The 26,866-nt window shown below is 62.0% G+C and carries 20 protein-coding genes; 11 read left to right on the top strand and 9 right to left on the bottom strand.

Features of this window, described 5'->3' with window-relative positions:
- The first annotated feature begins 70 nt into the window (after nucleotides 1-70).
- Nucleotides 71-895 carry an inositol monophosphatase family protein gene (locus R1T44_RS09680; RefSeq protein ID WP_153635687.1) on the top strand — a complete coding sequence of 275 codons (825 nt, stop codon included), beginning with the start codon at nucleotides 71-73 and terminating at the stop codon, nucleotides 893-895.
- A gap of 174 nt (nucleotides 896-1,069) precedes the next feature.
- Here the strand turns inward: R1T44_RS09680 and R1T44_RS09675 are convergent, their stop codons facing one another.
- The 3 genes from R1T44_RS09675 to R1T44_RS09665 form a co-directional block, all read right to left on the bottom strand.
- Nucleotides 1,070-2,146, bottom strand: coding sequence for a ParA family protein (locus R1T44_RS09675; protein WP_153635686.1), 1,077 nt, complete (start codon nucleotides 2,144-2,146; stop codon nucleotides 1,070-1,072).
- Nucleotides 2,147-2,249: 103 nt separating this feature from the next.
- Nucleotides 2,250-2,915, bottom strand: coding sequence for a 7-cyano-7-deazaguanine/7-aminomethyl-7-deazaguanine transporter (locus R1T44_RS09670; protein ID WP_043332715.1), 666 nt, complete (start codon nucleotides 2,913-2,915; stop codon nucleotides 2,250-2,252).
- A 365-nt stretch (nucleotides 2,916-3,280) separates the two neighbouring features.
- Nucleotides 3,281-4,732 carry an alanine/glycine:cation symporter family protein gene (locus R1T44_RS09665; protein WP_043332717.1) on the bottom strand — a complete coding sequence of 484 codons (1,452 nt, stop codon included), beginning with the start codon at nucleotides 4,730-4,732 and terminating at the stop codon, nucleotides 3,281-3,283.
- A 507-nt stretch (nucleotides 4,733-5,239) separates the two neighbouring features.
- Between R1T44_RS09665 and R1T44_RS09660 the strand changes: the two genes are divergently transcribed.
- Entirely contained in the window at nucleotides 5,240-6,841 is a 1,602-nt protein-coding gene (locus tag R1T44_RS09660) for a Na+/H+ antiporter NhaC family protein (RefSeq protein WP_287021035.1), read from the top strand.
- A gap of 115 nt (nucleotides 6,842-6,956) precedes the next feature.
- Here the strand turns inward: R1T44_RS09660 and R1T44_RS09655 are convergent, their stop codons facing one another.
- On the bottom strand, nucleotides 6,957-8,927 hold the full coding sequence (locus R1T44_RS09655) for an AMP-binding protein (RefSeq protein ID WP_153635684.1): 1,971 nt from the start codon (nucleotides 8,925-8,927) through the stop codon (nucleotides 6,957-6,959).
- Nucleotides 8,928-9,494: 567 nt separating this feature from the next.
- Here R1T44_RS09655 and R1T44_RS09650 point away from each other — a divergent pair.
- Nucleotides 9,495-9,809, top strand: a complete 315-nt coding sequence (locus R1T44_RS09650; RefSeq protein ID WP_054556050.1) for an ArsR/SmtB family transcription factor — start codon at nucleotides 9,495-9,497, stop codon at nucleotides 9,807-9,809.
- 167 nt (nucleotides 9,810-9,976) lie between these two features.
- On the opposite strand, the gene sohB is transcribed toward R1T44_RS09650, so the two are convergent.
- A complete protein-coding gene (gene sohB, locus R1T44_RS09645; protein WP_153635683.1) occupies nucleotides 9,977-11,080 on the bottom strand; it encodes a protease SohB in 1,104 nt (367 codons plus the stop codon).
- 572 nt (nucleotides 11,081-11,652) lie between these two features.
- On the opposite strand from sohB, the gene R1T44_RS09640 reads away from it, so the two are divergent.
- Nucleotides 11,653-11,970, top strand: coding sequence for an SCP2 sterol-binding domain-containing protein (locus R1T44_RS09640; RefSeq protein WP_043332726.1), 318 nt, complete (start codon nucleotides 11,653-11,655; stop codon nucleotides 11,968-11,970).
- Nucleotides 11,971-12,094: 124 nt separating this feature from the next.
- On the opposite strand, the gene nudC is transcribed toward R1T44_RS09640, so the two are convergent.
- From nudC to R1T44_RS09620, 4 genes are all read right to left on the bottom strand, one after another.
- Nucleotides 12,095-12,868 (bottom strand): NAD(+) diphosphatase, encoded by a 774-nt coding sequence (nudC, locus tag R1T44_RS09635; protein ID WP_107334885.1) that lies wholly within the window; start codon nucleotides 12,866-12,868, stop codon nucleotides 12,095-12,097.
- Nucleotides 12,868-13,689, bottom strand: a complete 822-nt coding sequence (gene dnaQ, locus R1T44_RS09630; protein WP_153635682.1) for a DNA polymerase III subunit epsilon — start codon at nucleotides 13,687-13,689, stop codon at nucleotides 12,868-12,870. Before dnaQ ends, nudC begins: the two co-directional genes overlap by 1 nt.
- Before the next feature lie 149 nt (nucleotides 13,690-13,838).
- Nucleotides 13,839-14,273, bottom strand: coding sequence for a ribonuclease HI (gene rnhA, locus R1T44_RS09625; protein ID WP_054556047.1), 435 nt, complete (start codon nucleotides 14,271-14,273; stop codon nucleotides 13,839-13,841).
- A 351-nt stretch (nucleotides 14,274-14,624) separates the two neighbouring features.
- Nucleotides 14,625-15,491, bottom strand: coding sequence for a class I SAM-dependent methyltransferase (locus tag R1T44_RS09620; RefSeq protein ID WP_172978657.1), 867 nt, complete (start codon nucleotides 15,489-15,491; stop codon nucleotides 14,625-14,627).
- 775 nt (nucleotides 15,492-16,266) lie between these two features.
- Between R1T44_RS09620 and gloB the strand changes: the two genes are divergently transcribed.
- From gloB to R1T44_RS09585, 7 genes are all read left to right on the top strand, one after another.
- Nucleotides 16,267-17,055, top strand: a complete 789-nt coding sequence (gene gloB / locus R1T44_RS09615) for a hydroxyacylglutathione hydrolase (protein ID WP_107334887.1) — start codon at nucleotides 16,267-16,269, stop codon at nucleotides 17,053-17,055.
- Nucleotides 17,056-17,265: 210 nt separating this feature from the next.
- The gene (locus R1T44_RS09610; RefSeq protein WP_242007784.1) at nucleotides 17,266-18,672 is read left to right on the top strand and encodes a LysM peptidoglycan-binding domain-containing protein; all 1,407 of its coding nucleotides are present in this window, start codon (nucleotides 17,266-17,268) and stop codon (nucleotides 18,670-18,672) included.
- Nucleotides 18,673-19,073: 401 nt separating this feature from the next.
- Nucleotides 19,074-21,074, top strand: a complete 2,001-nt coding sequence (locus tag R1T44_RS09605) for an extracellular solute-binding protein (protein ID WP_317291921.1) — start codon at nucleotides 19,074-19,076, stop codon at nucleotides 21,072-21,074.
- Nucleotides 21,075-21,259: 185 nt separating this feature from the next.
- Nucleotides 21,260-22,348 carry a microcin C ABC transporter permease YejB gene (locus R1T44_RS09600; protein WP_153635680.1) on the top strand — a complete coding sequence of 363 codons (1,089 nt, stop codon included), beginning with the start codon at nucleotides 21,260-21,262 and terminating at the stop codon, nucleotides 22,346-22,348.
- A gap of 1 nt (nucleotide 22,349) precedes the next feature.
- Complete coding sequence (locus tag R1T44_RS09595) at nucleotides 22,350-23,474, top strand: ABC transporter permease (protein WP_153635679.1); 1,125 nt, start codon at nucleotides 22,350-22,352, stop codon at nucleotides 23,472-23,474.
- Complete coding sequence (locus R1T44_RS09590) at nucleotides 23,471-25,108, top strand: ABC transporter ATP-binding protein (RefSeq protein ID WP_153635678.1); 1,638 nt, start codon at nucleotides 23,471-23,473, stop codon at nucleotides 25,106-25,108. The genes R1T44_RS09595 and R1T44_RS09590 overlap by 4 nt, the downstream gene beginning before the upstream one ends.
- A gap of 329 nt (nucleotides 25,109-25,437) precedes the next feature.
- A complete protein-coding gene (locus R1T44_RS09585) occupies nucleotides 25,438-26,748 on the top strand; it encodes an imelysin family protein (RefSeq protein WP_172978656.1) in 1,311 nt (436 codons plus the stop codon).
- Nucleotides 26,749-26,866: the final 118 nt, after the last annotated feature.

Raw genomic sequence — 26,866 nt, 5'->3', positions numbered from 1 at the left:
GTTATACAAGGAGGCATCGGATGAGTGAGGGTTGCCTCATCCGACCTGATCATCGCTGCCGGAGAGCCACATGACGCTGGAACAACGCCTGGAACGAGCAACGGAACTGGCCAGACAGGCTGGTGAACGCATGGTGCAAGCGCGCGAGGAGCAGGGTTTCGCGCACCATTACAAGAAAGGCGATGAGCTGGTCACCGACATCGACGTGGCGATCGATACCTTCCTGGCGGAAGCGCTCAAAGCCGAATTTCCCGAGGATGCGCGCCTTACCGAAGAGCTGTCACCCGAGCGGGATGTGATTGGTACCAAGGGTGGCCTGTGGGTGATCGACCCCATCGACGGTACCGTCAATTTTGCCCATGGTCTGCGCCATGTTGCCGTGTCCATCGCCTGGTGCGAGCGCGGCAAGATCCAGATGGGGGTCGTACATGCGCCCTTCCTCGGCGAGACCTTCACCGCCATCCGCGGCAAGGGAGCCTGGCTCAACGGCGAGAGCATCTCGGTCAGCGAGACCGATGAGATGAGCCGCGCGCTGGTCGCGACCGGCTTCCCCTACAACCGTGACAGCCGTCCGCCGCTGCTCAAGCGTCTCTCGGCCATGCTGCTGGTCTGTCAGGATGTACGCCGCAACGGCAGTGCCGCGCTGGACCTCTGTGATGTGGCGTGCGGACGTATGGATGCCTATTACGAAAGCGTTTCCCCCTGGGACTTTGCGGCGGGCCTTCTGATCGCGCGTGAAGCCGGTGCGCGCACGGGGCACCTGTATCGCTGCCCGGACGGCATTCCCGATGAGCTTTATGGCGAGAATATCGTGGTGGCCTCACCGGCCTTGCATGCCCCGCTCAAGCGCCTGCTGGAAGAGGCCGATGCCAGTTCAGGGCTGCCGGGGCTGTAGTGAAGAACTCACATACAGGACTGTAGTGACGCGGCTGTGATGACATGACTTTCATGACCTGACTTTCATGACATGACTTTCATGACATGAGTTTAATGAAAGACTGCCGCTGCAATACGCAAGAGCCCCGCCAATTGGCGGGGCTCTGTGTTTCTGGCTGGCTGACACTCGGCATCAATCGCCCAGGTTACCGCCCTTCTTCTTGCCCTTGGCGGCCGACTTGCTGGTCGCCTTGCTGCTGTCTTTGCTGGCGTCTTTGCTGGCGTCTTTGCTGGCAGAATCCTTGCTCGCCGGCTTCTTGTCAGTGCTGGGCGCTTTCTTGCTAGAAGCTGCCTTGCCGGCAGGCTTGGCCGCTGGTTTGCTTGATGCTTCCTTGCTGGCTGGCTTGGCGGCGGACTTGCTGGCCGCTTCCCCTTTGGCGCTGGCCTTGCCGGTGGCAGCACCTTGAGGCGCGGTGGCGGTTGATCCAGCCTCAGCAGTCTTGGCAGCGGCTGGCGCCACCGTCGGCTCCTTGAGCAGGCTCAGCCGTTGGCCGATTTCCTGCCACAGGCTGCGATAGCTGACCGCCGGTGAGCTGTTGCGCGAGAAAGTCCCGATGGGCTTGCGCTCGATTCCCATGCGCTCGACCACGCTGGAATACGGGATAAAGCCACTGAGCTGCAACGGATAATCCTGCTTGAGCGATTCCATCACATCCTTGTGCAATGTCTTGCGGCGATCCACCAGAGTGAAGAACGGCCAGACGGGCACATCGAGATCGATCTCGGCCAGATAGGCGTTCAATTGCTCCAGGGTACGCAGCGACAGAACCGTGGGAATGATCGGCACCAGCAGGGTATCGGCAGAGGCGAAGACCTGCTCGGAAAGACTGGAAATGCTCGGCGGACAATCGAGGATGACGAGGTCGTAGTCATCGCGTACCGGCTTGAGGACCTTGCGCAGTCGGGTGCGCTTCTCTTCCTCGAGTATGTGGTCGAGATTGCGGTAGGAGAATTCCGCCGGCAGGACATCCAGGTTCTGATAATCCGTGGAACGGATCACGCGGGACATGTCCTGCTTGCCGCTGATCAGCTTCTCGACCCCGCCCTTGAGCTTGGGCTTGGTACGCACGTAGAAGGTCGCAGCGGCCTGCGGATCAAGATCCCACAGCAACACACGCAGGCCACTGTTGGCGGCACAATGCGCCAGATTGATGGCAGAAGCAGTCTTGCCCACGCCCCCTTTGATGCTGTACACCGCAGCGATTTTCATGGCTCCCTCCCGTCATTCCAGTTTGTGCAACGTTAGCACAATCCGGCGCCATGTCCCTGACTGACAACGGCGAAACGGGAGAAAATGATATGACAGTTTTATGTCAGACAGGCTCTCGCTCATCGACCAGGCCGCGCTTGAGCAACTGGTTCGTGAGGCGATTGAGCAACAATCCGTACATCGGCAGGAACAGCAATATCGAGATGGCCAGCTTGATCGCGTAATCCACCCAGGCGATCTCGATCCAGTGAGCCGCCATGAAAGCATCGGGCCCATTGCGGAACGCCACCGAGAAGAAGGCAAAGGTGTCAGCGAGATTGCCGAACAATGTCGACGCCAACGGCGCGATCCACCAGTGGGCATTGCGACGCAGACGATCGAACACCTGAATGTCGAGCAACTGACCGATCACGTAGGCAATGAAGCTTGCCAGCGCGATACGGGCCACGAACAGGTTGAAGTCAGCCAGTGCCTCTACCCCGGCAAAGCTGCCCGCCTGAAACATCACCGACACCATGTAGCTGACCAACAGCGCCGGCAGCATGACCAGCGCAATGATGCGCCGCGCCTGATGCTTGCCGAACAGACGCACCGTCAGATCCGTTGCCAGGAAGATGAACGGGAAACTGAAGGCGCCCCAGGTGGTATGGAAGCCGAACAGGGTCATCGGCAACTGCACCAGGTAATTGCTGGCGGTGATGATGAGGATGTGAAACAGGGCCAGGGCGACGAGTGCGCGCTGCGTCTGGGCAGACGAGAGGAGTAGCATTGCAGGTCCTTTTTGGATCAAAGCCGTCGTCCAGGGGTGAGGGAACCCTGTCACGAGCGTGTTGAGGTTTGCGTCGTTGATGCTGACATCAGCTGCCATGGCCTGACATCGGCCTTGACGCCTTGTCGCAGCGATTGAGCGCTGCAGGCATGCGTCAGCCGACATGCTTCACTGACAACCGCCGCGAGGCTTGCACATCGCCAGAACGCAAAATGGCCGCGCATCGTATCACGATGCGCGGCCATTGACAGGTACCTGCGGGGAAAATCTGGCCAGATGGTCAGGCCGTCAGTCTCCCCCGGCGCCCCTTACGTTGCAAAGACAGCGATGCAATGAAATCCATGCAATGAAAGCGAGTGTCAGAGTCACTTCTTCCAGATGCTGGCATCGACCTTGCCCTTGAGCTCCGGGAACTGCTCCGGATCAAAGGTCGGCTCCTTGCCGGCCTTATGCTGACGGTCGTAATCCTTGAAGATACGGAAGGCCAACGGCGACAGCAGCAGGATGGCGATCAGGTTGATCAAGGCCATCGCGCCCATCGACAGATCAGCGAAGTTCCAGATGTTCTTCAGGCTGGCGACAGCACCGAGCATGACCATGCCGAGCACGGCGAAGCGGTAGACCATGATGACGGCCTTGGCGTTCTTCTTGCCGGCGATGTACTCGATGTTGGACTCGCCATAGGAGTAGTTCGCCACCAGTGAGGTGAAGGCGAACAGCAGAATGGCGATGGCCACGAAGCCGCCACCCCAGCTACCGACCTGTGAGGACAGCGCTGCCTGGGTGATCTGGATGCCGTCATTGCCGCCATCGTTGCCCAGGGTGCCGCTCATGATGATGATGGCCGCGGTCGCGGTGCAGATGACCAAGGTGTCGATGAACACGCCCAGCATCTGGACGAAGCCCTGGGACGCCGGGTGCTTGGTGGTCGCCATCGCGGCGGCGTTCGGGGCGGAACCCATACCCGCTTCGTTGGAGAACAGCCCCCGCTTGATGCCGTTCATCATCGCTTGGGCAATGGTGTAACCCAGCGCGCCACCTGCGGCCTGCTCAAGACCGAAGGCACTGCGGAAGATGGTGCCCAGCGCCGCCGGCAGCTCGGTGATGTTGATGGCCACGACGAAGATGGCCAGCAGCAGATAGAGCAGCGCCATGAGCGGCACGATCAGCTCGGCGGTACGCGTGATGCGCTTCATGCCACCGAAGATGATCGGCACCATGACCACGACCAGCACCACCCCCATGATCCACGGCGGCACGCTGAAGGCCTGCTCCATGGCCAGTGCGATGGAGTTGGACTGCACTGAGTTGAAGGCCAGACCGAAGGCGATGATCAGACACACGGAGAACAGGATCGCCATCCAGCGCTGACCGAGGCCCTTCTCGATGTAATAGGCCGGGCCACCACGGAAGGTGTTGTCATCGTGGGAGACCTTGTAGGCCTGCGCCAGGGTGGACTCGATGAAGCTGGTGGACATGCCGACCAGCGCCGTCATCCACATCCAGAAGATGGCGCCCGGGCCCCCCAGGGAAATCGCCACGGCAACACCGGCAAGGTTACCGGTACCGACGCGCGCCGCCAGAGAGGTCGCCAGTGCCTGGAAGGAAGAGATGCCGCCTTCGCTGCCCTGACGAGACGTGGCCAGCAGCTTCCACATATGTCCGAAATAACGGAACTGGATACCCTTGGTCATGACCGTGAAGAAGAGACCCGCTCCAATGAGCAGGTAAATCAATACACTGCCCCACAGCAGGCCATTGCCTGCATCGATCAACGCCAGAATCGGCGCTGGAATGATGGACGTTGTTTCCGACATGTCGGTCTCGCTTTGGCGGGTTTTTGGTCTTGTCGACGCTGCCAGGGCAACGGAAAGCCCATGGCTTTCCTGCGACTGACAGCGAGCAACCACTACGATCGGGCTGCTCGACATGCTTTGGTGAGCGCCATTCTTCATATCCCACGGGGATAAGCAAGAAGAGCCCACTGTAAAGCGGACTTCTACGCCCGAATTCTAGGGGAAAAATAGCGCAACGGCGGTGTTTTTCACTGCCACCTAGACTTTAGATGAACACGGTAATGTTTCACGTCTTGTTTGGCTCGGGCATAATGCGCCCCCTTCCGGAAGTCGCCGCCTGCCAGTGGCGGCCCAGGACTTATCGGGCGCAGACTCGCGACTCATCGATTGCCGTTGCGCAACGGCGATCCCGCGAGTGTGCGCTGCGATCAGGCGGTGCAACTCCCTGACACCCACGCACCATAACCGCCATAACGGCACCCGGTAGCGCGCTTTGTCCCGGCGCCTGCCTTTGATTACAGGTGATACATGGAACTGACCAGCTACGCGGCGTCCCCGCTTTCGCTGCTCGCCCCGATCATAGCCATCGGTCTCGCAATACTGACACGTCGTGTCATGCTCTCCCTCGGGCTGGGTATCGTGTCAGGCGCCCTGCTGCTGAATGATTTCTCGCCGCTCGTCACGCTGCACTATCTCTGGCAGCAGCTGGTGGCCGTCTTCATCGAGATGCCGGACAGCGGTCAGCTTGCCGAGGCCAGCCTCAACAGCTGGAACGTCTATATCCTGCTGTTCCTGCTGGCACTGGGAGCCATGGTCGGCGTGATCACGCTGGCAGGCGGCACCCGTGCCTTCGGCAACTGGGCGCGGGCGCGTGTCACTACCCGCCGTGGCTCGCAGCTGATGACCGTGCTGCTGGGGGTATTCATCTTCATCGATGATTATTTCAATAGTCTGGCAGTGGGCAATATCTGTCGTCCGCTGACCGATCGTCAGGGGCTGTCGCGCGCGCGCCTAGCCTATCTGATCGATTCCACCGCCGCGCCCATCTGCGTGTTGACGCCGATCTCGAGCTGGGGTGCCTACATCATCAGCCTGATCGCCGGAATCCTGGCGACGCACCACATCACGGATGTGAGTCCGTTCGGTGCCTTCCTCGAGCTGTCCGCCCTCAACTACTACGCGATTGCGGCGCTGGTGCTGGTGATCGCCTCGGCGTGGTTCGACATCAACTTCGGTGCCATGCGCCGTCATGCCATCGCGGCGCGCGACGGTGAGCTTTTCGATGCCAAGCGCGGCAATCCGCCGGGCAACACTCACGTGGAAGAATCCGAGCGTGGCCGCCCCATGGACCTGCTGATCCCGATCATCGTGCTGGTCATCGCGACCTTCTTCATGATCGTGCAGACCGGCGCCAGCGCACTGGCCGCCGAGGGTGAGGCCTTCGGCCTGATTCGCGCCTTCGAGCTGACGGATGTCGCCAAGTCGCTGATCATCGGCGGCGCCATCGGCCTGCTGGCCGCGGTAGTGATGCTGCTGCGTCATCGCATGGGCGCTGGTCGCAGCCTGAGCGCCATCGCCCAGGGCGCCAGCTCCATGCTGCCGGCCGTCTATATCCTCGTCTTCGCCTGGTTGCTGACCGGCATCATCGGCTCTCTGGGAACCGGCCAGTACCTGGCCACGCTGGTCGAGGGCGTCGTGTCTCCAACCTGGCTGCCGATGCTGCTGTTCGTGCTCTCCGGCCTGATGGCCTTTGCCACCGGCACCAGCTGGGGCACCTTCGGCATCATGCTGCCCATCGCCGGTGACATGGCGGCCGCCACCGAGCTCGCCATGATGTTGCCGATGATGGGCGCGGTGCTGGCCGGCTCCGTGTTCGGGGATCACTGCTCGCCGATTTCCGACACCACCATACTGTCCTCGACGGGGGCCAGCTGCCATCACATCGATCACGTGATGACCCAGTTGCCCTACGCCCTGCTGGGTGCCGCTATATCGCTGATCGCTTACCTGGTGATGGGCCTGACCGACAGTACCCTGTTCGGCTGGTTGAGCCTGGCGGGTCTGCTGGTCATCAGCATTGCCTGGCTTGCACGCCGCGAGATGGCCAATCCGGTCGTGGCACGCACCTGATGCAATAATCGCTGCCTTGCTGAAAAAAAGCCCCCGCCATGTCTCATGGCGGGGGCTTTTTCATTATTGGAGCAGCGCGGGCCGCGTCATGCGTCCGCGATATCACTTCTTCGACTCACGCGCTACGTGCCTCACTCGCCTGACCGACGCCCGCCTCGCTCAGCGCCTCACGCACATCTTCCAGGCTTGAGGGGTTATCTATCGTCGAGGGCACCTGGTATTGCTCGCCCGCGGCGATCTGACGGATCATCTTGCGTAGTATCTTGCCTGAGCGCGTCTTGGGTAGACGCTCGACGATCAGCACCTCCTTGAGCGAGGCAAAGGCCCCGATTTCCTGGCGTATCCGCTGGGCAAGCTCGGCGCACAGGCTGGCTTCATCCCCCTGCCAGCCATCCTTGAGAATCACCAGTCCCAACGGCATCTCGCCCTTGAGCGAATCCTCGATGCCGATCACCGCACATTCCGCGATCGCGGCATGTGCACCGAGCACCTGCTCCATTTCACCCGTCGACAGGCGATGCCCCGCCACGTTGATGACATCGTCAATGCGTCCCATCACGAACAGATAGCCCTGCTCATCGAAGTAGCCGCCATCACCGGACAGGTAATAGCCGGGGTAGGCGGCAAGATAGGCAGCATGGAAGCGTCCGGGGTCCTGATAGAGTCCGGTCAGGCAGCCCGGCGGCAGCGGCTGACGCAGCACGACATTGCCCTGCTCTCCCATGGGCACCTCATCCCCCATGCCATCGAGAATCTGCACATTGAAGCCCGGCAACGGCCAGGTGGCGCTACCGGCACGCGCCTCGGCCGGCGCCTTCACCTCGCGGCTGCCTTCGGTGAACATGTCGAGGCCCAGCAGGTTGCCGGCGATGGGCCAGCCGGTTTCGGTCTGCCACCAGTGATCGACGACCGGCACCGGCAGGAGATCGGCGAGCCAGTGATAGGTCGGCGGGTCCAGTCGCTCTCCGGCCAGGAACAGACTGCGCAGGCTGGAAAGGTCGTAATTGGCCATATGACTGGCTTCCGGGTCTTCCTTCTTCATGGCACGAAACGCCGTCGGCGCAGTGAAGAAGCAGTTGATGCGGTATTCCTCGATCAAGCGCCAGAAGGCTCCGGCATCCGGGGTCTTGACCGGCTTGCCCTCATACATGACGGTACTGGCCCCCATCAGCAGCGGGCCATAGACGATATAGGAGTGCCCGACGACCCAGCCGATGTCCGAGGCCGCCATGAAGGTATCCCCGGGGCGGGTCGCATAGAGAAGCTCCATTGAATAATGCAGCGCCACGGCGTAACCGGCGTGATCACGCACCACTCCCTTGGGCTTGCCGGTGGTGCCGGAGGTATAGAGGACATAGAGAGGTTCGCTGCCCAGCATGCTGACCGCTTCGGTGGCCTGGGCGCTGGCCAGACATTCATGCCAGTCATGATCACGCGGCCCGAGTGTCGCCCGCTGCTGTTCACGCTGCAGGATCAGACAGGCTTGCGGGGTATGCTCGGCAAGCTCGATGGCTTCATCCAGCCAGGGCTTGTAGGGAATGATGCGATCGACTTCCACCCCGCAGGACGCCGCCATGATCACCTTGGGCGCGGCGTCATCGATACGTACCGCCAGCTCCTTGGGGGAAAAGCCGCCGAAGACCACTGAATGCACCGCCCCGAGACGTGCACAGGCCAGCATCGCCATCATGGCCTCGGCGACCATCGGCATGTAGAGCACGACACGGTCGCCCTTCTCCACCCCGAGATTGCGCAATGCCCCCGCCAACAGGGCCACCTCATCACGCAGCTCACGAAACGTGTACTGCCGCTTGCTCTGGGTGACCGGCGAATCCCAGTACAACGCGACCTGATCCGCGCGCCCATTGGCGACATGATGATCCAGCGCGGCATGGCAGATGTTCATCTCGCCATCGATGAACCAGCGTGCATGCTGTTGCTCATCCCAGGCCAGAATGGTCTGCGGCGGGCGAAACCAGGCGATGCGTTGCGCCTGCTCAGCCCAGAAGTCTTCTGGCGTCTCGTTGGCTCTCGCCGTCAGAGCTAGATAACGCTCGCGTGCACAGGAGTGATTGGCGTCGGGCATGGCGTACCTCGTGATCCACGAATGGCTTTGTGGGCATCTCTTGCCTGCCCTGACGCAAGGCCTTGTCTCCGGGGCCCGTTGACCGGACCTCTTTTCATGTCGTCATTGATGTCGCTCGCCAACGGCGATGCGACAGACGACGATGGAGGAAGGACAGGCAGTACAGAGACACCTGAACCGATAGTTACGTTGAAACCTTAGGCCAAAAATCGCCCTTCAAACGTGCTCGGCTCACCGTTTTCAGCGTCTGATGGTCTTATACTCAATCCTTGGTCGCAGACGACCTGACAGCATGAAAGGCGTCATTCGCGCAATAAAACATACGCTTGAACGCGGTCTCACAGCAGATGCGACAAAAAGTCAAAGCCTGAGAACGACAAAGTCGATGATTTATCGTTTAAGATTGTCTTGGACGTAGCACGCGGAGTTATTGATCATTCACTAAAACAAGGTTAGGTCATAACAACATGCCAATGGCCCATTGCGTCCCTCGGGATGCACCAAGATAGACCGACCGGGAGAGACCGCATGAACGCAACACTTTCTACAGCTGCAAGGAATAACCCCATGCCAGTGTCCAGCGATGCCATCACCCTGCACCAGGCCGGTGACCGCGTCATCGAAGAAGCCACTGCCCTGCTCAAGGCGATGGGCAACGAGAACCGCCTGCGCATCCTGTGCCTGCTCAGCGACAGCGAAATGTCGGTGAGCGAGCTCAACTCGCGCCTGGAACTGTCGCAGTCCGCGCTGTCGCAGCATCTGGCGATTCTGCGTCGTGAAGGCATGGTGCGGACGCGCCGCGCTTCGCAGACCATCTACTATTCGCTGCAAGGCCCCAATGCCGCAGGTGTCATTCGTGCCCTGCAGGACCTCTATAACTGAAAAAGGGCGCCAGCCGGTGACTGACGCCCTTTGAGGGGAATGTCGCTGAGTCACGCTGATCGTGACCCGCTAGACATCTGTATCACTCGCCGACTCCAACAAGATCGGGCAGGCCACGGAATGGCCTTCCAAGCCTCTTCTCTTCGCCCGCGACGGCAATCTGTCGCTTATTGCTGATGCCAGCGCGACTCCGCATTGCGCTCCAGCACGCGATCCAGCACACGATCCAGACTCGAAGTCACGCCCTTGCCGAAACGGTCCATCACGCGGCGCGGCTTCTCGAGACTCACCTCGAAGATCTTGACCTCTTCCTTCAGATAGCGTGCCAGCAACGCCTGACTGGTACCGACCTCGTCGATCAGACCGATATCGATGGCCTCACTGCCATACCAGATATCACCCTGGGACACTGCCTCGACGTCCAATTGCGGGCGACGGCTGCCGACATGCTGCTTGAACAGCTCATGGGTGCGCGCCAGGTCCGACAGGAACTTCTCACGCCCTTCTTCACTGTTCTCGCCGAGCATGGTCAAGGTGCGCTTGTAACGCCCCGCCGTCAGAATCTCGACATCCACATCATGCTTCTTGAGCAGACGGTGCACATTGGGCACCTGCGCCACGACACCGATCGAGCCGATGACCGCAAAGGGCGCTGCCACCACGTGGTCCGCCGCACAGGCCATCATGTAGCCGCCACTGGCCGCGACCTTGTCGACCGTGATCGTCAGGCGCGCGCCACTGGCACGCAGACGGTCCAGCTGTGCCGCGGCCAGGCCATAGGCATGCACCAGGCCACCACCGGACTCCAGTCGCAGCACGACCTCATCCTGCTGACCCAGCACGCCTTCCAGTGCCGTGATCTGCTCCGCCAGGCTTTCCACACCGCTGGCCTTGATGTCGCCGACGAAGTCGAGCACGAAGACCCGACGCCCACGCGTACTGGCCGGCGCATCGTCCTTGTCCGCATTGTCGCCCTTGTTGGCTTTCGCCTTGGCCTTGAGCGATTTCTTAAGCGCCTTGGCTTCCTGCTTGTGCTTCTTGGCCCGCGCCTTCTCCTTGGCGGCGTACTCGGCCTCTTCCAGGCCGGCGTGGCTCAATTCGCGTTGATAGCCCTTGATGCGCTCATGCCAGGGACGAATCTTCAGCTTGGGCTGGCGCTCCCCCGCTTCCCCCTGTCGTGCACGTGCAATGATGAGCACGATGGCCGCGATCGCGACCACTACGGTGATCGCCTGGGCCAGAAATAGGCCGTACTGTGAAATCCATTGCATGCACTTGCTCCTGAAACATTGAAGAAGGTGTCTGATCTCTCGCCTGCACGTGAGCGGCGAACGCTCGCTCTCGAGTGCATGGTTGTCAGGCAGAAGGTCAAGGCATCTGCCACACGACCAGGACCCCATAACGAAATCACCGGCTAAAGGGCCGGTGCGGGATGGTACTCGATATGGGGGCAAGCTTGCCCGCCTGCAAGGCTGGCAAGCGCTTGGGTAGATTTCATACTACTCGTATTGTCATGGGACTGGCGTACCGCCTGCGCGGGCTCTCAAGGTGGCCTGGATGCCATCCGTACGTTGTCTCTGTACGCTACTTCTGCACATTATCTCTGCACGTTACTTCTACAGGTTCAGAGCTGGGCGCTGAAGCGCGGAACACGCCAGATCGATCACACGACTTGATTGGAACGCTCGTTTGAAATAGTCTGATGTCAGTCTTGAAGGTCAGCAGCGTGATCACTTCATGGTGAGCAAGGTGATGAACGACACCTTCCCCCTTGCCATGCACGTCATCTTTCCCCGTGATCATTGGCCTTTCTCCACCGCTAGCACTGACAAGGAATATCACCATGGCCGACGCCAACGCCGTCATCGACATGCTCAAGAGCCGTTTCAACCCCGAAGCTGCCAAGGGCATGGATGAGGTCTTTCAATTCAACATCACCGACAGCGATGACTACTACATGGTCGTCAAGGACGGCACTCTGGACGTCGGCGAAGGTGAGCACGATGACCCGTCCGTGACCCTGAGCACCGACAGCGATACCCTCAAGGGCGTGATGAAGGGCGAAGTCGACGGCATGCAGGCCTTCATGACAGGCCGCCTGAAAGCCACCGGCAACATCATGCTGGCCACCAAGCTGACGTCTCTGTTCCCGAACAAGTAAGCGTCTGCTTGAGCAGGTGCATCGTTGCGAACAAGCCCGATGGTAAGGTTCGCTTTATGCACCAGCCAAAGAAAACGCCCCGACCAATGGTCGGGGCGCTTTCTTTGGGGAGAGGCGCGCACTATCAGCGGCCCGTCGCGACCGAGCGCAGGAAGTTGTCGATCAAGGCATGCGAGATCGAGAACTTCGGTGGCAGTCCCGGCAAGTCTTCCGGCGTGAACCACTGGGCATCCTCGATCTCGACACCATCGATGGTGATGTCGCCACCGGCATATTCCGCGTAGTAGCCCAGCATGAACGAGTGCGGGAACGGCCACGACTGGCTCTGGAAATAGCTGACTCGCCCGACCTCGACACCGACTTCCTCGTGCACCTCACGCCGCACGGCTTCCTCGGCACTTTCACCGGCTTCGATGAAGCCCGCCAGGGTCGAATACATGCCCGGCCCGAAGCGCGGACTGCGGGCCAGCAACATCTCGCGGCCCCGGGTGATCAGCGTGATGATGCACGGCGAGATACGCGGGTAGCTGCGATGCTGACAACCGGTGCAGTGCATGGCGAATTCATGCTCCAGTCGCTTCATGCGCTTGCCACAACGACCACAGAATCGATGGTCGCGCAGCCATTTGAGCACCTGCAACGCACTGGAAAGCAGCGGAAACTGATCACGTGGCAGCGTATGCAGCCACTGACGTGCGGCGGGCCAGTCGGCACTGCCATTCTCACCGAACACCGCAATCGGCGCGCCCTGCCATTCCCCGAGGGCCACGGCGCCGCTGGGCCAGTCCGCGATGGGCTGGATGATGCCGCCATCCGGCGCAGGTGCCACGCCATCACGCCCCACGCGAATCAGATAACCATGGCGCTGGGTCACACGCGAGAGATCACGAATCAACATCAGGCGTCGTCTCCGCGGTTGCCTCGGCTGTCCAGACTGGCACCCTCAAGAGTGGCGCCATCAAGACTGGCACTATCAAGACTGCCCAAGGCATCGATCGAGAGGCGATCGAACAGGCACTCATCCGCCTTGCCGCGAATCTCTTCACACCAGGCCGAGTGACGCTCAAGTTCCAGCGCGGAAAGCCCAGGCGTGACCAGACGTGGGCGATCGGCACGCAGGCGACGAACCCCGACGATACCGCCCTCCTCGCCATCGCCTTCCTCTATCACGTCCAGGCCCAGCGCCGTCTGGCCACCGGTCATCGCCAGATAGACATCGCCGAGAATCTCGGCATCCAGCAAGGCGCCGTGCAGCACACGATGCCCGTTGTCGATATCGTAGCGCTTGCACAGCGCATCCAGGTTGTTGCGCTGTCCGGGGTGCTTCTCTCGGGCCAGCTTCAGGGTATCGAGAATGGCGCAGTGATCGGCGACCGGGCCCAACGGGTTGGCACGCCCGGAATTGATCAGCCCGAATTCGTGATCGATGAAGCCCACATCGAAGGGCGCATTGTGGATGACCAGCTGGGCACCCTTGATGAAGTCCCAGAAGGCATCGGCAATCTCGGCGAAGACCGGCTCGTTGGCGACTCGCTCATCGGTGATGCCGTGTACCCCGATCGCCTCTGCATCGATCAAGCGCTCAGGATTGACGTACTGATGGTAGGTGCGTCCGGTCAGGCGGCGGTTGATCATCTCCACCGCGCCGATCTCGATCAGGCGATGGCCTTCCTTCGGATCGATACCTGTCGTTTCGGTATCGAGAATAATCTGACGCATCTCAGACCTCTTGGTAAACAGTGACAGCTCCCTGATCGATCCGCCTCAAGCTTCGGGCCGCGCATCAGGGTGCCTCAATATCGGATCCTGCATGTCCGTGCTCAAACACGACTGGCCACCGTGCTCGGTGTACCTGCCAGCCGAGGCACTCAGCGGCGGCGCTGCATCTCGTCGATGGCCTCGTTGGCCAGCGCATCGGCGCGCTCGTTGCCCTCATCGCCGCTATGCCCCTTGACCCAGCGCCACTCGATATCATGACGCTCACTCTGGGCCAGCAGTGCCTTCCACAGATCTTCATTCTTGACCGGCTGCTTGGCTGCCGTCTTCCAACCGCGCTTGACCCAGCCGTGCACCCACTTGGTGATGCCGTTCTTGACGTATTCGGAGTCGGTCCACAGCACCACCTGACAGCGCTTGGTGAGCGCCGTCAGCGCCTCGACCGCCGCCATCATCTCCATCCGATTGTTGGTCGTCTGGGCCTCGCTGCCATTGAGTTCCTTGCGATGCTTGCCACTGACCAGAATCGCACCCCAGCCACCCGGCCCCGGGTTGCCACGACAGGCACCATCGGTGTGGATGACCACGCGAGTCGGCGCCGCCTTGGATTCGGACGTCGCAGCAGCGGAGGGATTCTGGGGTTCGGACGTGGATGCACTCTGGCTCACAAACGGCACTCTCGACAAAGGAAACGAAGACGGGCAAGTGCGACGGCGCTGGCTGTCACGACAGGGGCAAGCCTGGCTCTCAGAGGCGGGGCTTGGAAACCGCTCCCTGACAATCACTCTCCGGGAGCCCCCGCGGCAACAGCAGGCCTTGCCACAATGAGCGTCATTCTACCCACTCGCATCCAGCATGGCCAAAGTCCCTGTGTTTTTTTACAGCTTCCGTCAGACTGAAGCCTTGAAGAAAAGGGAGCCCTGCAGCGAGCCCTCGAGCTAGCCGCGCTCGGACAGGTCTCTGCGCGACTCACCCTTCACATGCCCCTCCCGGGAATGCACCCGCGTGGCCTGGCCGATGGAGACACCGGGGATAGCGACTCGCGGTCGCTTGGCATTCAAGGGTTGCACGTACCCGACATTGCGCCGCGCCCGTATCAACATCAGGCTGCCCAGCGGCAGGTTGTAGCGGCGCCCCATGCGTTCAAGCCAACCGTGTCGCAGGCGTAGCCCCGGCAGGTGGAAGCCGGCATAGTCGATACGCTCGATCTCGAAATCCACGAAGGCCAGCCAATCGCGCAGAGCCGCCGGCGTTCGCCAGCTTCCCTCCCAGGGAGTGATGTGGCGACGCCGCGGGTCCAGACGCAGCAGCCCCTCGCCAGATAACGGCTGCCAGGCGACGATGACCAGACAGCCACTGGAGCGCAGCACGCGGGCCGCCTCGCGTAGCAGACGGTGCGGCTCCGGCGCGACCTCCAGCAGATGGTGGAGCATCACCAGATCCATACTCTCGTCCGGCAATGCCAGCTGCGTCAGCGGGCAGATCAAGGTGGAAGGCGACTCGGCAAGCGCCGCCTCGGGGCTCCATTGGATGGCATGGCGGATGGCGGAGAGTGACAGGAGGTCATTGCCGCCCGGCCCCAGGTTCAGGCTGTGAAAACCGAAGCAACGCTCGAACAGCGGCGCCAGCATCTCGCGCTCCGCCGTCAGGATGTCCTGCCCATCCGGGCCCTCGAAAAAGGCACGCATGGCGCGCACATGGGCACTCAATTGGCGCGCATGCTGGCGCTGGCGCTCCTCGGCGGTCAGGGACGCGCTGGCCTTGTCCGCACCGGAGTCATTCACACCAAAGGGGCCTTTCCACATCTTGCATCTCCCGGGCTTCAGGCGGGGAGACACTCCCCACGGCATAGACAGGCTTTGACACTTGTCTACATTCTCACACCATAAGAGGTTTGACACTTACCTGCTGGCTCGTCAGGCTTGTTATCCGGAAAATTCAGATTCCCGCCACGAATCAATCCACTGGGCATCATCGTACTGGCTATTGGCCTTGCGATTGATGGCGCTCATGGACTTTGGCACCGGCGGCCAGTCGTGACTTTTCCTGCTGGACTCTTCTTGTTGGGCTTTTCCTGAAAGACACTTCTTGCAGGACTGGGCATCAGCCACCCGGCGCCTGATCGCACACGGCGAGTCTGACCGGGAACGAAATGCCGACAAGCGAGTCTTGAACAGGACTGCGGGCACCGAGCGTCTCGACACGCCCGGCCCGACACTCAGGATAGAGTGAAGCAAGGTGTTGCCCAACATCCTGCGAATGACCCATAAATATGCGTTGTCGATCATAGAGCATACGGAATGCCCCTCCCGCCCACATATGCGGCCAGGGGAGCGGCCAGGAGCACGACCGTCCTGAGCCGTCTCTGAGCATGACTTTATGCTGCTTTCGACAACTAACTCTCAGTAAGGAGTCGATGGAACCGCCTGCCCATCAGCATTGCAGGCGACGATGACATGCCATGTTCATCTGCTTCAGCCTGGCCGATTCCTCGGCGAGGACGTATGGAGCCCCTTTCGCGTCACTGGCCTGTCATTGCTTCGATCGACGACTGCAAGACATCAAGAGCACCTGACCACCATGATGAGCGTAACGCCCATAGCGGCCTTTCAGGACAACTACATCTGGTTGATACAGAGCGACGACAACCCCCGCGTGGCGGTCGTCGACCCCGGTGATGCACGCCCGGTGATGGAGGCCCTAGAGTCCAGAGGCCTGACCCTCGACACCATCCTCATCACCCATCACCACCAGGATCACACCGGCGGCCTGCCGGAGCTGATCGAACGCTATCAGCCTCGCGTGGTTGGCCCGCACAATCCGGCCATCCACGGTATCGACGAGCGTGTCGGCGATGGCGACAGCTTCCGCCTGCAGGGCCGCCTCTTCGAGGTGATGGAAGTGCCGGGCCATACGCTGGATCACATCGCCTTTGTCAGCTCCGGCATGCCGGGACTGCTGTTCTGCGGCGACACCCTGTTCAGTGGCGGTTGCGGTCGCCTGTTTGAGGGCACGCCGGAGCAGATGCATCACTCCTTGTCACGCCTGGCCGCCCTGCCGGAAGAGACACTCGTCTTCCCGGCACACGAATACACGCTGGCCAATCTGGCCTTCGCCAGTGCCGCCGAGCCGAACAACCCAGCGCGAGACACCCTCAACGCAGAATGTGAACAGCTGCGTTCACTGGGCCGCCCCACGCTGCCCACCCTCATCGGTCGAGAAAAGCAGATCAATCCGTTCCTGCGCAGTGATGAGGTGGCGCTGCAACGCCACCTCGAACAGGAAGGACGCCTCTCGGCACCCTCGGGTCAGGAAGATTCTCCACTGGCGGCCTTCACGGCACTGCGTCAGTGGAAGGACAACTTCTAGCCCTGCTGCCCGCGTGCCATTGCCCCCGTTCCGACGCCCCCCCCAGGTGAGCGGTTGGAGCGCGGCGTGAATGGCATTTCGCGTGACAGCGGGTCGAGAACATTCCTGATCTCGATCGGCCCCCGCAGTCACTGATTCGTGCCGGCATGACCGGCCAGCCGAGCCGCTGCTGACCCATCCAGCCGCGGCTCGCCAGAGAGTATTTCGTCAATGCATCAGCAAGACCTCCGTACCGACGGCCAGATGGCCGCCGACACGCCGTGTCGTGTCACTCCGACCCAGGCCCCCTTCCGTCCGGCTCGACTGCGTCACCTGATTCGCCTCGCCTCTCTGGGCGCCACCCTGTGCCTGATGCCGCTGACCGCCAGCGCCAATTCAGCGATGGTGTCCGGGGTCTCGCCCACCAGTGAATATCAGCGCGCCCCGCTGAACTTCATGGAGGCCGTCGACGCCATTCCCGCGCACTACGACGACGTCTGGGAGCGACTGCGCGCCGGCTATCAGCTGCAGCAGGACACCGGTCGCCCACGCGTGCGCAAATGGATCAGCTGGTATCAGGAGCACCCCCACCACGTGGAGCGTATCGCGGAACAGGCCCGCCCCTGGATTCGCTACGTGACACTGCGCACCGAAGCACGCGGCCTGCCGGCAGAGCTGGCACTGCTGCCCTTCATCGAGAGCGCCTACGATCCGGATGCCGCGCATCCGGGCGGTGCGACCGGCATGTGGCAGTTCATGCCGCGCACCGGTGACGCCATGGGGCTGACACGCAACCGCTGGTATGACGGTCGCAAGGACGTGTTGCTGTCCACGGATGCCGCGCTGGATTACCTGGAGACCCAGGGCGAGCGCTGGTATGACGGCGACTGGGAGCTGGCGCTGGCCGCCTACAATGCCGGTGCCGGCACCGTGAATCGTGCACGCCGCCGCGCCGGTGGCGATGAGGATTACTGGAACATCAAGCTGCCCAACGAGACCATGGAATACGTGCCGAAGCTTCTGGCACTGGCCGCGGTGATTCGCGACCCTGAGGAATATGGGCTCTCGCTGCCGAAGATTGACGACAGGCCGGAAATCGCGGCCGTCGAGACGGGCGGACAACTGGACCTGTCCACCGCCGCCAAGCTGGCCGGTATCAGTGAAGATGAGCTGCGCGCTCTGAACCCGGCTTACAAGCGCTGGGCCACCACGCCGGGTGACAGCTCGCTGGTGATTCCCGCCACCGCCCGCGATACCTTCCTCAGCCAGCTGGCCACGCTGCCTGAAAAAGCGCGCCAGAGCTGGGCCAGCTATCGCGTCAAGCGCGGCGACACCCTGTCCGTCATCGCGCGCCGCAGTGGCCTGACGCTGTCCGAGCTGAAGCAGAAGAACCGCCTCTCGGGCAACACCATCCGCATCGGCCAGGCACTGATGGTGCCGGACCGCGGCGCCTCGGTGGCCACCCAGCTGGCCTCGGCCAACGGCGAGAAGAAGGTGCGCGTGAAGAGTGGCGATTCCCTGTCCTTGATCGCCGCCCGTCACAATGTCAGCACTCGCCAGCTCGCGCGCTGGAACAAGCTGTCATCTGCGGACTACCTGCGCCCCGGCCAGATGCTGACCCTTTACAGCGCCAACTGAGTCAGTCGATTCACGCGTCGTTGCACGACGCTTGATAGGCGATTCCTCAACGCCCCTGCCATCTGCGATGGTGGGGGCGTTTGCGATTCAAACGCCGCAGCATGGCCGCTGACAGGGAACTTCGTTACTCTTGGCGGGGTCGATGCAAGGAGACCGGCCGCAGCCCGGCGCGTGGCGTGCACCTGCTGCACCGCTTCCGCAGTTCTCCTGCGGTTCTTCTTCAGCTCACGGCAGCTCACGATAGTGTGTCGACAGCGGTGTCGTCACACTTGTCGACAACCGCTGAGGAGACCCAAGCAAGCAGAGTTGATGGCGAGTCAGGCGCAAACCAGCCGCTGCCCAGATGCCGGTCATTTCATCACGGCCGCGAGGCCCGGGTCATTCAGTCAAGGAAGTCTTCGATGCAGCGTGTTTCTTCACTCACCCAACGTCGCTGGGCTGCGCTACGTGCGCTATGCCTGGGGGCGCTGATGGTGAGCGGCTCGTTCACTGCCACGGCCAACGCGGCTGAGCCCAATGCAGCCGGGCCCAATGCGAATAGCGAGCAATCGGCCGATTCACGCCCCAGCGCCGAGACGGCGTCAGGCACGCAGGCAACCAGCGCGCAGGCAACCAGTATCCCCACCTCGAACATGCAGACACCGCTGGACGTCCCGACCGTGCATGGCCTGGCCATCTACGGCGAGCCCGCCCACAAGCCCGGCTTCACGCACTTTCCTTACGTCAATCCAGAAGCGCCGGTCGGCGGGCGCATGACGCGCGCCGCCATCGGCAGCTTCGACTCCACCAATCCCTTCATCCTCAAGGGCAATTCGGTGGCGGGACTCAACTACTTCGGGGGACTGATCTACGACACCCTGATGATCCCCTCCGCTGATGAGCCCTTCACCGAATATGGATTGCTGGCCAGCGGCGTCCGCCTGGCCGAGGACCGCAGCGCCATCGAATTCGATATCGACCCTCGGGCGCGTTTCCATGATGGCGTGGCGGTGACTGCCGAAGATGTCGTCTTCACCTACCGCCTGCTCAAGGATGAGGGCCTGCCGTTCTTCAAGAGCTACTACCACGATGTCACCGGCGTCAGCGTGATCGATGCCGACACCGTGCGCTTCGAGATGGCGCCAGGCGCCGCGCGCGAATTGCCGCTGATCATCGGCCAGCTGCCGGTATTGCCGGAGCACTACTGGAAGAGCCGCGACTTCACGCGCGCCACCCTGGAACTCCCGCTGGGTTCCGGACCCTATCGCATGGCATCTCTGGATGCCGGCCGCCAGGTTCGCTATGAGCGTGTCGACAACTACTGGGGCAAGGACCTGCCGGTCAACAAGGGCCGCCACAACATCCAGACGCTGGTCTACGACTACTACCGGGACCAGACCGTGTCGCTGGAAGCCTTCAAGGCCGGCAGCATCGATCTGCACGTCGAAAGCAGCGCCAAGAACTGGGCGACCGCCTACGACACTCCCGCGCTGCACGAGGGGCGCCTGAAGAAGCTGGAAGTCCCGGACAGCAACCCGGCGGGCATGCAGGGCTTCGTGCTCAACGAGCGCCGTGAGCGCTTCCAGGACCCGAGAGTCCGTGAGGCACTGGCGCTGGTCTTCGACTTCGACTGGATCAACCGCAACCTCTTCTACGGTGCCTACCAGCAGACCCACAGCTATTTCGAGAATTCGGACATGGCCGCGGATGGCATGCCCACCGGCAAGGAACTCGCGCTGCTTGAGCCCTTCAAGGATGAGCTGCCCAGCGCGGTCTTCGACAAGCCCCTGCCGATCGATGAGCCACAGGAATTGCGCCCTCGCCTGCGCAAGGCGTTGGGGCTGCTGCGCGAAGCGGGTTATGAAGTGGTCAAGGGCCAGCTGGTCAGCCGCAGCAGCGGCAAGCCGCTGACGCTTGAGGTGCTCAACTACGACACCCAGTTCGAGCGCATCATCCAGCCGTGGATTCGCAATCTGGCGCGCATCGGCATCAAGGCGCGGATTCGCACCGTCGACGTCAATCAGTACATCAACCGCCGTCGCAGCTTCGACTTCGACGTGGTGGTCGGCAGTTATCCGCAATCCAACAGCCCCGGCAGCGAGCAGCGTGAATACTGGACCAGCGACTATGCCGACGTGGCCGGCTCACGCAATCTGATCGGGCTGAAAAGCCCGGTGGTGGACGCGCTCACCGATGCCCTGATTCAGGCGCAGACCCGCGAAGACCTGCTCAGCGCGACACGGGCACTCGACCGCGTACTGCGTTGGGGCTTCCATGTCGTGCCCCAGTGGCACCTGGCGGCGACGCGTATCGCGCTCTGGAACAAGTTCGGCTATCCGCAGCCCTTCCCGGAATACCAGCTAAGCCTGGACAGCTGGTGGATCGAGCCCGACAAGGATGCATCACTCGAACCGGGAGAATGAACCAGGTGAATAAGCCGGGTGAACATGCCTGCTCAGCAAGCCTGAAGAACACGCTCGGCGCATATGCCAGGCATAGACGCCTGGCGGGACTGACGCCTTGCTGATGCGTCCACGACACCAATAACCGATGTCCCTTGCACCGCACATCAGATGCCGGCGATGAGGGGCACGCAGGGAGATTGCCATTGGGTGCCTATATTCTGCGCCGGATTCTGTTGATGATTCCGACGCTGCTCGGAATCCTGTTGCTGAATTTTCTGATCGTTCAGGCCGCCCCCGGTGGCCCGATCGAACAACTGATGTCACGTCTGGACGGCATGAGTGCCGGTGCCAGCACCCGCCTCAACAGTGGCGGCGGTGATGGTGTCACCAGCGGTGGCGGTGGCTCCTCGACCTATCGCGGCGCCTCAGGGGTCGACCCGGCCTTGATCGAGGAGCTGGAGCAGCAGCTCGGCTTCGACAAGCCGGTCTGGGAACGCTTCACCGACATGGTCGTCGACTACGCGCAGTTCGATTTCGGCGACAGCTTCTTCCGTGATCGCCCGGTGATCGACCTGATGCTGGAGCGCCTGCCGGTCTCCATCTCGCTGGGGCTATGGACCACGCTGCTGGTCTATCTGGTCTCGATCCCGCTGGGTATCCGCAAGGCACTGGTGCATGGCTCGCGCTTCGACATCTGGACCTCCGGCGTCGTCATCGTCGGCTACGCCATTCCGGGCTTCCTGTTCGCGATCCTGTTGATCGTGGTGTTCGCCGGCGGCAGCTATCTGGACTGGTTCCCGCTCAGGGGGCTGACCTCGCCGGACTTCGAGGAGCTGTCCACCGCCGGCAAGATTCTGGATTACTTCCATCACATCGCCCTGCCCGTGCTGGCCTCCGCCATCGGCAGCTTCGCGACCCTGACGATGCTGACCAAGAACAGCTTCCTGGACGAGATCCACAAGCAATACGTCCTGACGGCACGCGCCAAGGGGGCCAGCGAGAACCGCATCCTCTACGGGCATGTCTTCCGCAACGCCATGCTGATCATCATCGCCGGGCTGCCCGCGGCGCTGGTAGGCATCTTCTTCACCGGCTCGCTGCTGATCGAGGTGATCTTCTCCCTCGACGGCCTGGGACTGCTCGGCTTCGAGGCTGTCCTGCAGCGCGATTACCCGCTGATCTTCGGCACCCTGTATCTCTATACCCTGATCGGTCTGATCCTGAAGCTGGTCTCTGATCTGATGTATGTGTGGATCGACCCGCGCATCGACTTCGCGACACGGGAGGCCTGATATGCGTCACGAGACAACGCTTCACGAGACACCCGCTCACGACGTAAGCGACGAAAGCCAGCAAGCGAAGCAACGCCCGCGTGCCTCACGCCTGTCGCCCATCACCCGACGGCGCATGGCGGCCTTTCGTGACAACCGTCGCGCCTGGTGGTCGCTGCTGATCTTCGGCGTGCTGTTCGTGCTCTCGCTGGGGGCCGAGCTGATCGCCAATGACCGTCCGCTCCTGGTCGAGTATCAGGGCGAGACCTATCTGCCGATGCTGCACGAGTATCCGGAGACCACCTTCGGCGGATTCCTGCCCACCGCCACCGACTATCGCGACCCCTATGTGATCGAGGCCATCGAGGCGCAGGGCTTCATGCTCAACACCTTGATTCCCTACTCCTACGACACCCTGGATCTGAATCTGGGCTCTCCGGCGCCGTCGGCCCCCAATGGCCGTCATTGGCTGGGCACCGATGATCAGGGCCGTGACGTGCTGGCGCGCGTCATCTATGGCTTCCGGCTGTCGGTGATCTTCGCGCTGGTACTGACGGCGGGCTCGCTGGTGCTGGGGGTGGTGATCGGTGGCGTGCAGGGCTACTTCGGCGGCAAGGTCGACCTGATCGGCCAGCGTCTGATCGAGGTGTGGTCCGGCCTGCCGGTGCTGTTCCTGTTGATCATTCTCGCCAGCATCGTCGAGCCGAACCTGTGGTGGCTGACCGGCATCATGTTGCTGTTCTCGTGGCTGGGCATCGTCGATATCGTGCGCGCCGAATTCCTGCGCGCTCGCAATCTGGAATACGTGCGTGCCGCCCGGGCCATGGGTCTGCCCTCGCGGCTGATCATGTGGCGTCATGTGCTGCCCAACGCGATGGTCGCCACCCTGACCTTCATCCCCTTCCTGTTCACCGGCGCCATCACCACCCTGACCGCGCTGGATTTTCTTGGCTTCGGCCTGCCAGCAGGCTCACCCTCGCTGGGCGAGCTGGTCGCCCAGGGCAAGAACAACCTGCAGGCACCGTGGCTGGGCATGACCGCCTTCCTTAGCCTCGGCATCATGCTGACGCTGTTGGTCTTCATCGGCGAAGGGCTGCGCGATGCCTTCGACCCACGTCATATCAGTGACCGGGAGCAGAACGCATGAGTCATCCCTCTTCACCTGCGGACAACACCGGCACCGCTGCCAGCGTGCTGAGACTCGACGATCTCTGCATCCGCTTCGGCCAGACACCCGTCGTCAGGCATCTTTCCCTTGAGGTCCGACGGGGGGAATGTCTGGCCATCGTCGGCGAGTCCGGGTCGGGCAAGTCCGTCAGCCTGTTGGCGAGTCTTGGCCTGCTGCCGGGGCATGCCCATGTCACCGGGCAGCGCGAATTCACGCGGCCTGACGGCAAGACGCTGGATCTCGCCGCCCTGACGCCACGCCAGTGGCAGCGGGTGCGCGGCGGCCAGATCGGTTTCGTGTTCCAGGAGCCGATGACCTCGCTCAACCCGCTGACGCGTGTCGGCGAACAGATCAGTGAAAGCCTGCGCCTCCAGCAGGGACTGCGCGGCAATGCCGCCCGCCAGCGCGTGCTGGAACTGCTCTGCCAGGTGCAGCTGCCGCGTCCCGAGGAGTTGATCGACGCCTGGCCACACCAGCTCTCCGGCGGGCAACGCCAACGCGTGATGATCGCCATGGCGATGGCCAATCAGCCACCGCTGTTGATCGCCGATGAGCCGACCACGGCGCTGGATGTCACCGTGCAGCAGGAGATACTCCAGCTGCTGGATCGCCTGCGCCGCGACCAGGGCATGGCGATGGTCCTGATCAGCCATGACCTCAATCTGGTGCGCCGTCATGCCGACCGCGTGATCGTGATGCGCGACGGGGAATGCATCGAGCAAGGGCGCGTCGACGAGGTATTCGATGCGCCACAGGCCGATTACACCCGCGAGCTGCTGGCCGCCGAACCCGAAGGCCTCGCCAGCGACTTGAGTGCCGAGGACGCCGCGACACCGGTTCTCGCCGCGCGCAAGCTGGAGGTGCGCTTCGCTCGCAGCAAGAAGCTGTTCCAGAAGCGCCCCGCGGACTTCGTCGCCGTTCATCCGCTGGATCTGACACTGGCCCGCGGCGAGACGCTCGGCGTGGTCGGGGAATCGGGGTCCGGCAAGACGACACTCGCCCTGGCGCTCTTGAAGCTGCAGGCCGCCAAGGGCGAGATCCACCTCGAGAACGAACGCATCGATACGCTGGATCGCAACACGCTGCGCCTGCGTCGCCGTCAGATGCAGATCGTCTTCCAGGATCCATACGGCTCGCTGTCGCCACGCATGCCGGTGGCGGACATCATCAGTGAAGGTCTGCGCTTTCATCATCCAACGCTCAGCGAAGACGAGGTTCGCCAGCGTGTGGCGCAGGTGCTGGAGGAAGTCGAACTGCCCTCGGTATGTGCCGATCGCTATCCCCACGAGTTCTCCGGCGGCCAACGTCAGCGGATTGCCTTGGCGCGCGCCCTGATCCTCGAGCCCAGACTGCTGGTGCTGGATGAGCCGACCTCGGCACTGGACCGCAGCGTGCAGAAACAGCTGATTGCCCTGCTGCGTGAACTCCAGACACGCCGTGGCCTGAGCTATCTGTTCATCAGTCATGACCTGGCGGTGGTACGCGCGCTGTCCCATCGGGTGATGGTGTTGCGTGAAGGACGCCTGGTGGAGACGGGCACGACGGCAGAAGTGCTCGGCAACCCCCGCGAGGACTATACGCGCGCCCTGATACAGGCCGCGGGGCTGGCCTGAAACGCTCTGACACGCTCTGCCATGGCCTGACCAAAGCCGATTGGGCTGACCTGACCTGCTCTATCCTGCTCTGCCATAGCATGCCAATCGCCCTGCTCGGGCAGCCACTGGTGATGAGCAGGGCATTGCCGCATTGCAGCCAGTGCCCCCCCTGCGTTGCAAGACGCACGTTTTGTCGATTGCAAATAATAAAGGTTCTCAATATGATCCAGTGAGATGCGGGCCGACCATCGAGAGATCGTGTAATGACTTCCCGCCCCCTCTCGAGCGGCCCCACGCACTGCCGTTCTGCGCGCACTGCATAACAACAGACCGATCAAGGGATCCACATGACTGCCTCTTTCCGTTTTGCCTCACGCAAGCCGCTGGCAGCTGCCATCGCATTGTCAGCCTCCATGTTCACCGGTGCCGCTCTGGCAGAGCATCATGGCGACGCGCATGACAAGGCGCTGACGGCCGACGCTGTCGTCGCCCAGTACGCCAACGTCGCACATGCCACCTACAGCGATGCCCTGGCCAGTGCCAATGCCCTGCGCGCCGCCAATGCCGCGCTGATCGAGTCGCCGTCCGAAGAGACGCTGGCCGCGGCACGTGCCGCCTGGAAGCAGGCGCGCGTGGCGTATCAGCAGAGTGAAGTGTTCCGCTTCGGCAATGCCATCGTCGATGACTGGGAAGGTCAGCTCAACGCCTGGCCGCTGGATGAAGGGCTGATCGATTACGTCGAAGGCGACGGCTATCAGGCCGAACTGGGTAACCCGGGTGCCAGCGCCAACATCATCGCCAGCGACAGCGTGCAGATCGGTGCCGACAAGATCGACACCACCGAGATCACGCCGGAGCTGCTGGCGTCCCTCAACGAGCTGGGCGGTTTCGAGGCCAACGTGGCCAGCGGCTACCATGCCATCGAATTCCTGCTCTGGGGTCAGGACATGCACGGCTTTGAGGCCGGTGCCGGCGAGCGCCCGGCGACCGACTTCGCCAAGGGCGATGCCTGTACCGCCGACAACTGTGACCGTCGTGGCGCCTACCTGCTGGCCGCCAACGACCTGCTGATCAGTGACCTGGAATACATGGTCGGCCAGTGGGCGCAGGGCGAGAAGGACAACTACCGCGCGGAACTGACCTCGCTGCCGGCCGGTGAAGGCCTCGAGAAGATGCTGTTCGGCATGGGCTCCCTGTCACTGGGGGAGCTAGCCGGTGAGCGCATGAAGGTCGCGCTGGAAGCCAACTCCTATGAAGACGAGCATGACTGCTTCTCCGACAACACCCACTACTCGCACTTCTACAATGCCAAGGGCATCCAGAACGTCTACGAAGGCAAGTACGTGACCCTAGACGGTCGCACCTTCGAAGGCCCGTCACTGCATGCACTCGTCGCCCAGAATGATCCGGAACTGGCCAAGAAGATGCACGAGGCACTGGACACCACCATGGGCCAGCTGCAGGTGATGGTCGACACGGCAGAAGCCGAGGGCGGCATGAAGTTTGACCAGATGATCGCCCCGGGCAATGCCGAAGGCGCCGAGATCATCAATGCCAGCATTCAGGATCTGGTCGCCCAGACCCGCCTGATCGAAGAGATCGCCGGCGATGTCGGCATCAGCGGCATGAAGGCCGATACCGCGGACCATGAGTTCTAAGCACACGCTCGAGATTGCCAGTCCATGGGGTGACGATTGATCCTCCCCATGCAGCGCAGCCCCACGCCCGAACCCGTCTACGCACAGGTTCGGGCGTTGATGCTTTTCGCGCCAGCAT

The sequence above is a fragment of the Cobetia amphilecti genome (assembly GCF_032923285.1).
In the GTDB taxonomy this organism is placed as follows: Bacteria; Pseudomonadota; Gammaproteobacteria; order Pseudomonadales; family Halomonadaceae; genus Cobetia; species Cobetia amphilecti.
This window is presented reverse-complemented; position numbering and strand designations above follow the sequence as displayed.

What these genes read in the sequence shown, in the direction of transcription:
- R1T44_RS09680 (WP_153635687.1), top strand. Translation starts at nt 71, where the DNA reads ATGACGCTGGAACAACGCCTGGAACGAGCAACGGAACTGGCCAGACAG.
- R1T44_RS09675 (WP_153635686.1), bottom strand. Translation starts at nt 2,146, where the DNA reads ATGAAAATCGCTGCGGTGTACAGCATCAAAGGGGGCGTGGGCAAGACT.
- R1T44_RS09670 (WP_043332715.1), bottom strand. Translation starts at nt 2,915, where the DNA reads ATGCTACTCCTCTCGTCTGCCCAGACGCAGCGCGCACTCGTCGCCCTG.
- R1T44_RS09665 (WP_043332717.1), bottom strand. Translation starts at nt 4,732, where the DNA reads ATGTCGGAAACAACGTCCATCATTCCAGCGCCGATTCTGGCGTTGATC.
- R1T44_RS09660 (WP_287021035.1), top strand. Translation starts at nt 5,240, where the DNA reads ATGGAACTGACCAGCTACGCGGCGTCCCCGCTTTCGCTGCTCGCCCCG.
- R1T44_RS09655 (WP_153635684.1), bottom strand. Translation starts at nt 8,927, where the DNA reads ATGCCCGACGCCAATCACTCCTGTGCACGCGAGCGTTATCTAGCTCTG.
- R1T44_RS09650 (WP_054556050.1), top strand. Translation starts at nt 9,495, where the DNA reads ATGCCAGTGTCCAGCGATGCCATCACCCTGCACCAGGCCGGTGACCGC.
- sohB (WP_153635683.1), bottom strand. Translation starts at nt 11,080, where the DNA reads ATGCAATGGATTTCACAGTACGGCCTATTTCTGGCCCAGGCGATCACC.
- R1T44_RS09640 (WP_043332726.1), top strand. Translation starts at nt 11,653, where the DNA reads ATGGCCGACGCCAACGCCGTCATCGACATGCTCAAGAGCCGTTTCAAC.
- nudC (WP_107334885.1), bottom strand. Translation starts at nt 12,868, where the DNA reads ATGTTGATTCGTGATCTCTCGCGTGTGACCCAGCGCCATGGTTATCTG.
- dnaQ (WP_153635682.1), bottom strand. Translation starts at nt 13,689, where the DNA reads ATGCGTCAGATTATTCTCGATACCGAAACGACAGGTATCGATCCGAAG.
- R1T44_RS09620 (WP_172978657.1), bottom strand. Translation starts at nt 15,491, where the DNA reads ATGTGGAAAGGCCCCTTTGGTGTGAATGACTCCGGTGCGGACAAGGCC.
- gloB (WP_107334887.1), top strand. Translation starts at nt 16,267, where the DNA reads ATGATGAGCGTAACGCCCATAGCGGCCTTTCAGGACAACTACATCTGG.
- R1T44_RS09610 (WP_242007784.1), top strand. Translation starts at nt 17,266, where the DNA reads ATGCATCAGCAAGACCTCCGTACCGACGGCCAGATGGCCGCCGACACG.
- R1T44_RS09605 (WP_317291921.1), top strand. Translation starts at nt 19,074, where the DNA reads ATGCAGCGTGTTTCTTCACTCACCCAACGTCGCTGGGCTGCGCTACGT.
- R1T44_RS09595 (WP_153635679.1), top strand. Translation starts at nt 22,350, where the DNA reads ATGCGTCACGAGACAACGCTTCACGAGACACCCGCTCACGACGTAAGC.
- R1T44_RS09590 (WP_153635678.1), top strand. Translation starts at nt 23,471, where the DNA reads ATGAGTCATCCCTCTTCACCTGCGGACAACACCGGCACCGCTGCCAGC.
- R1T44_RS09585 (WP_172978656.1), top strand. Translation starts at nt 25,438, where the DNA reads ATGACTGCCTCTTTCCGTTTTGCCTCACGCAAGCCGCTGGCAGCTGCC.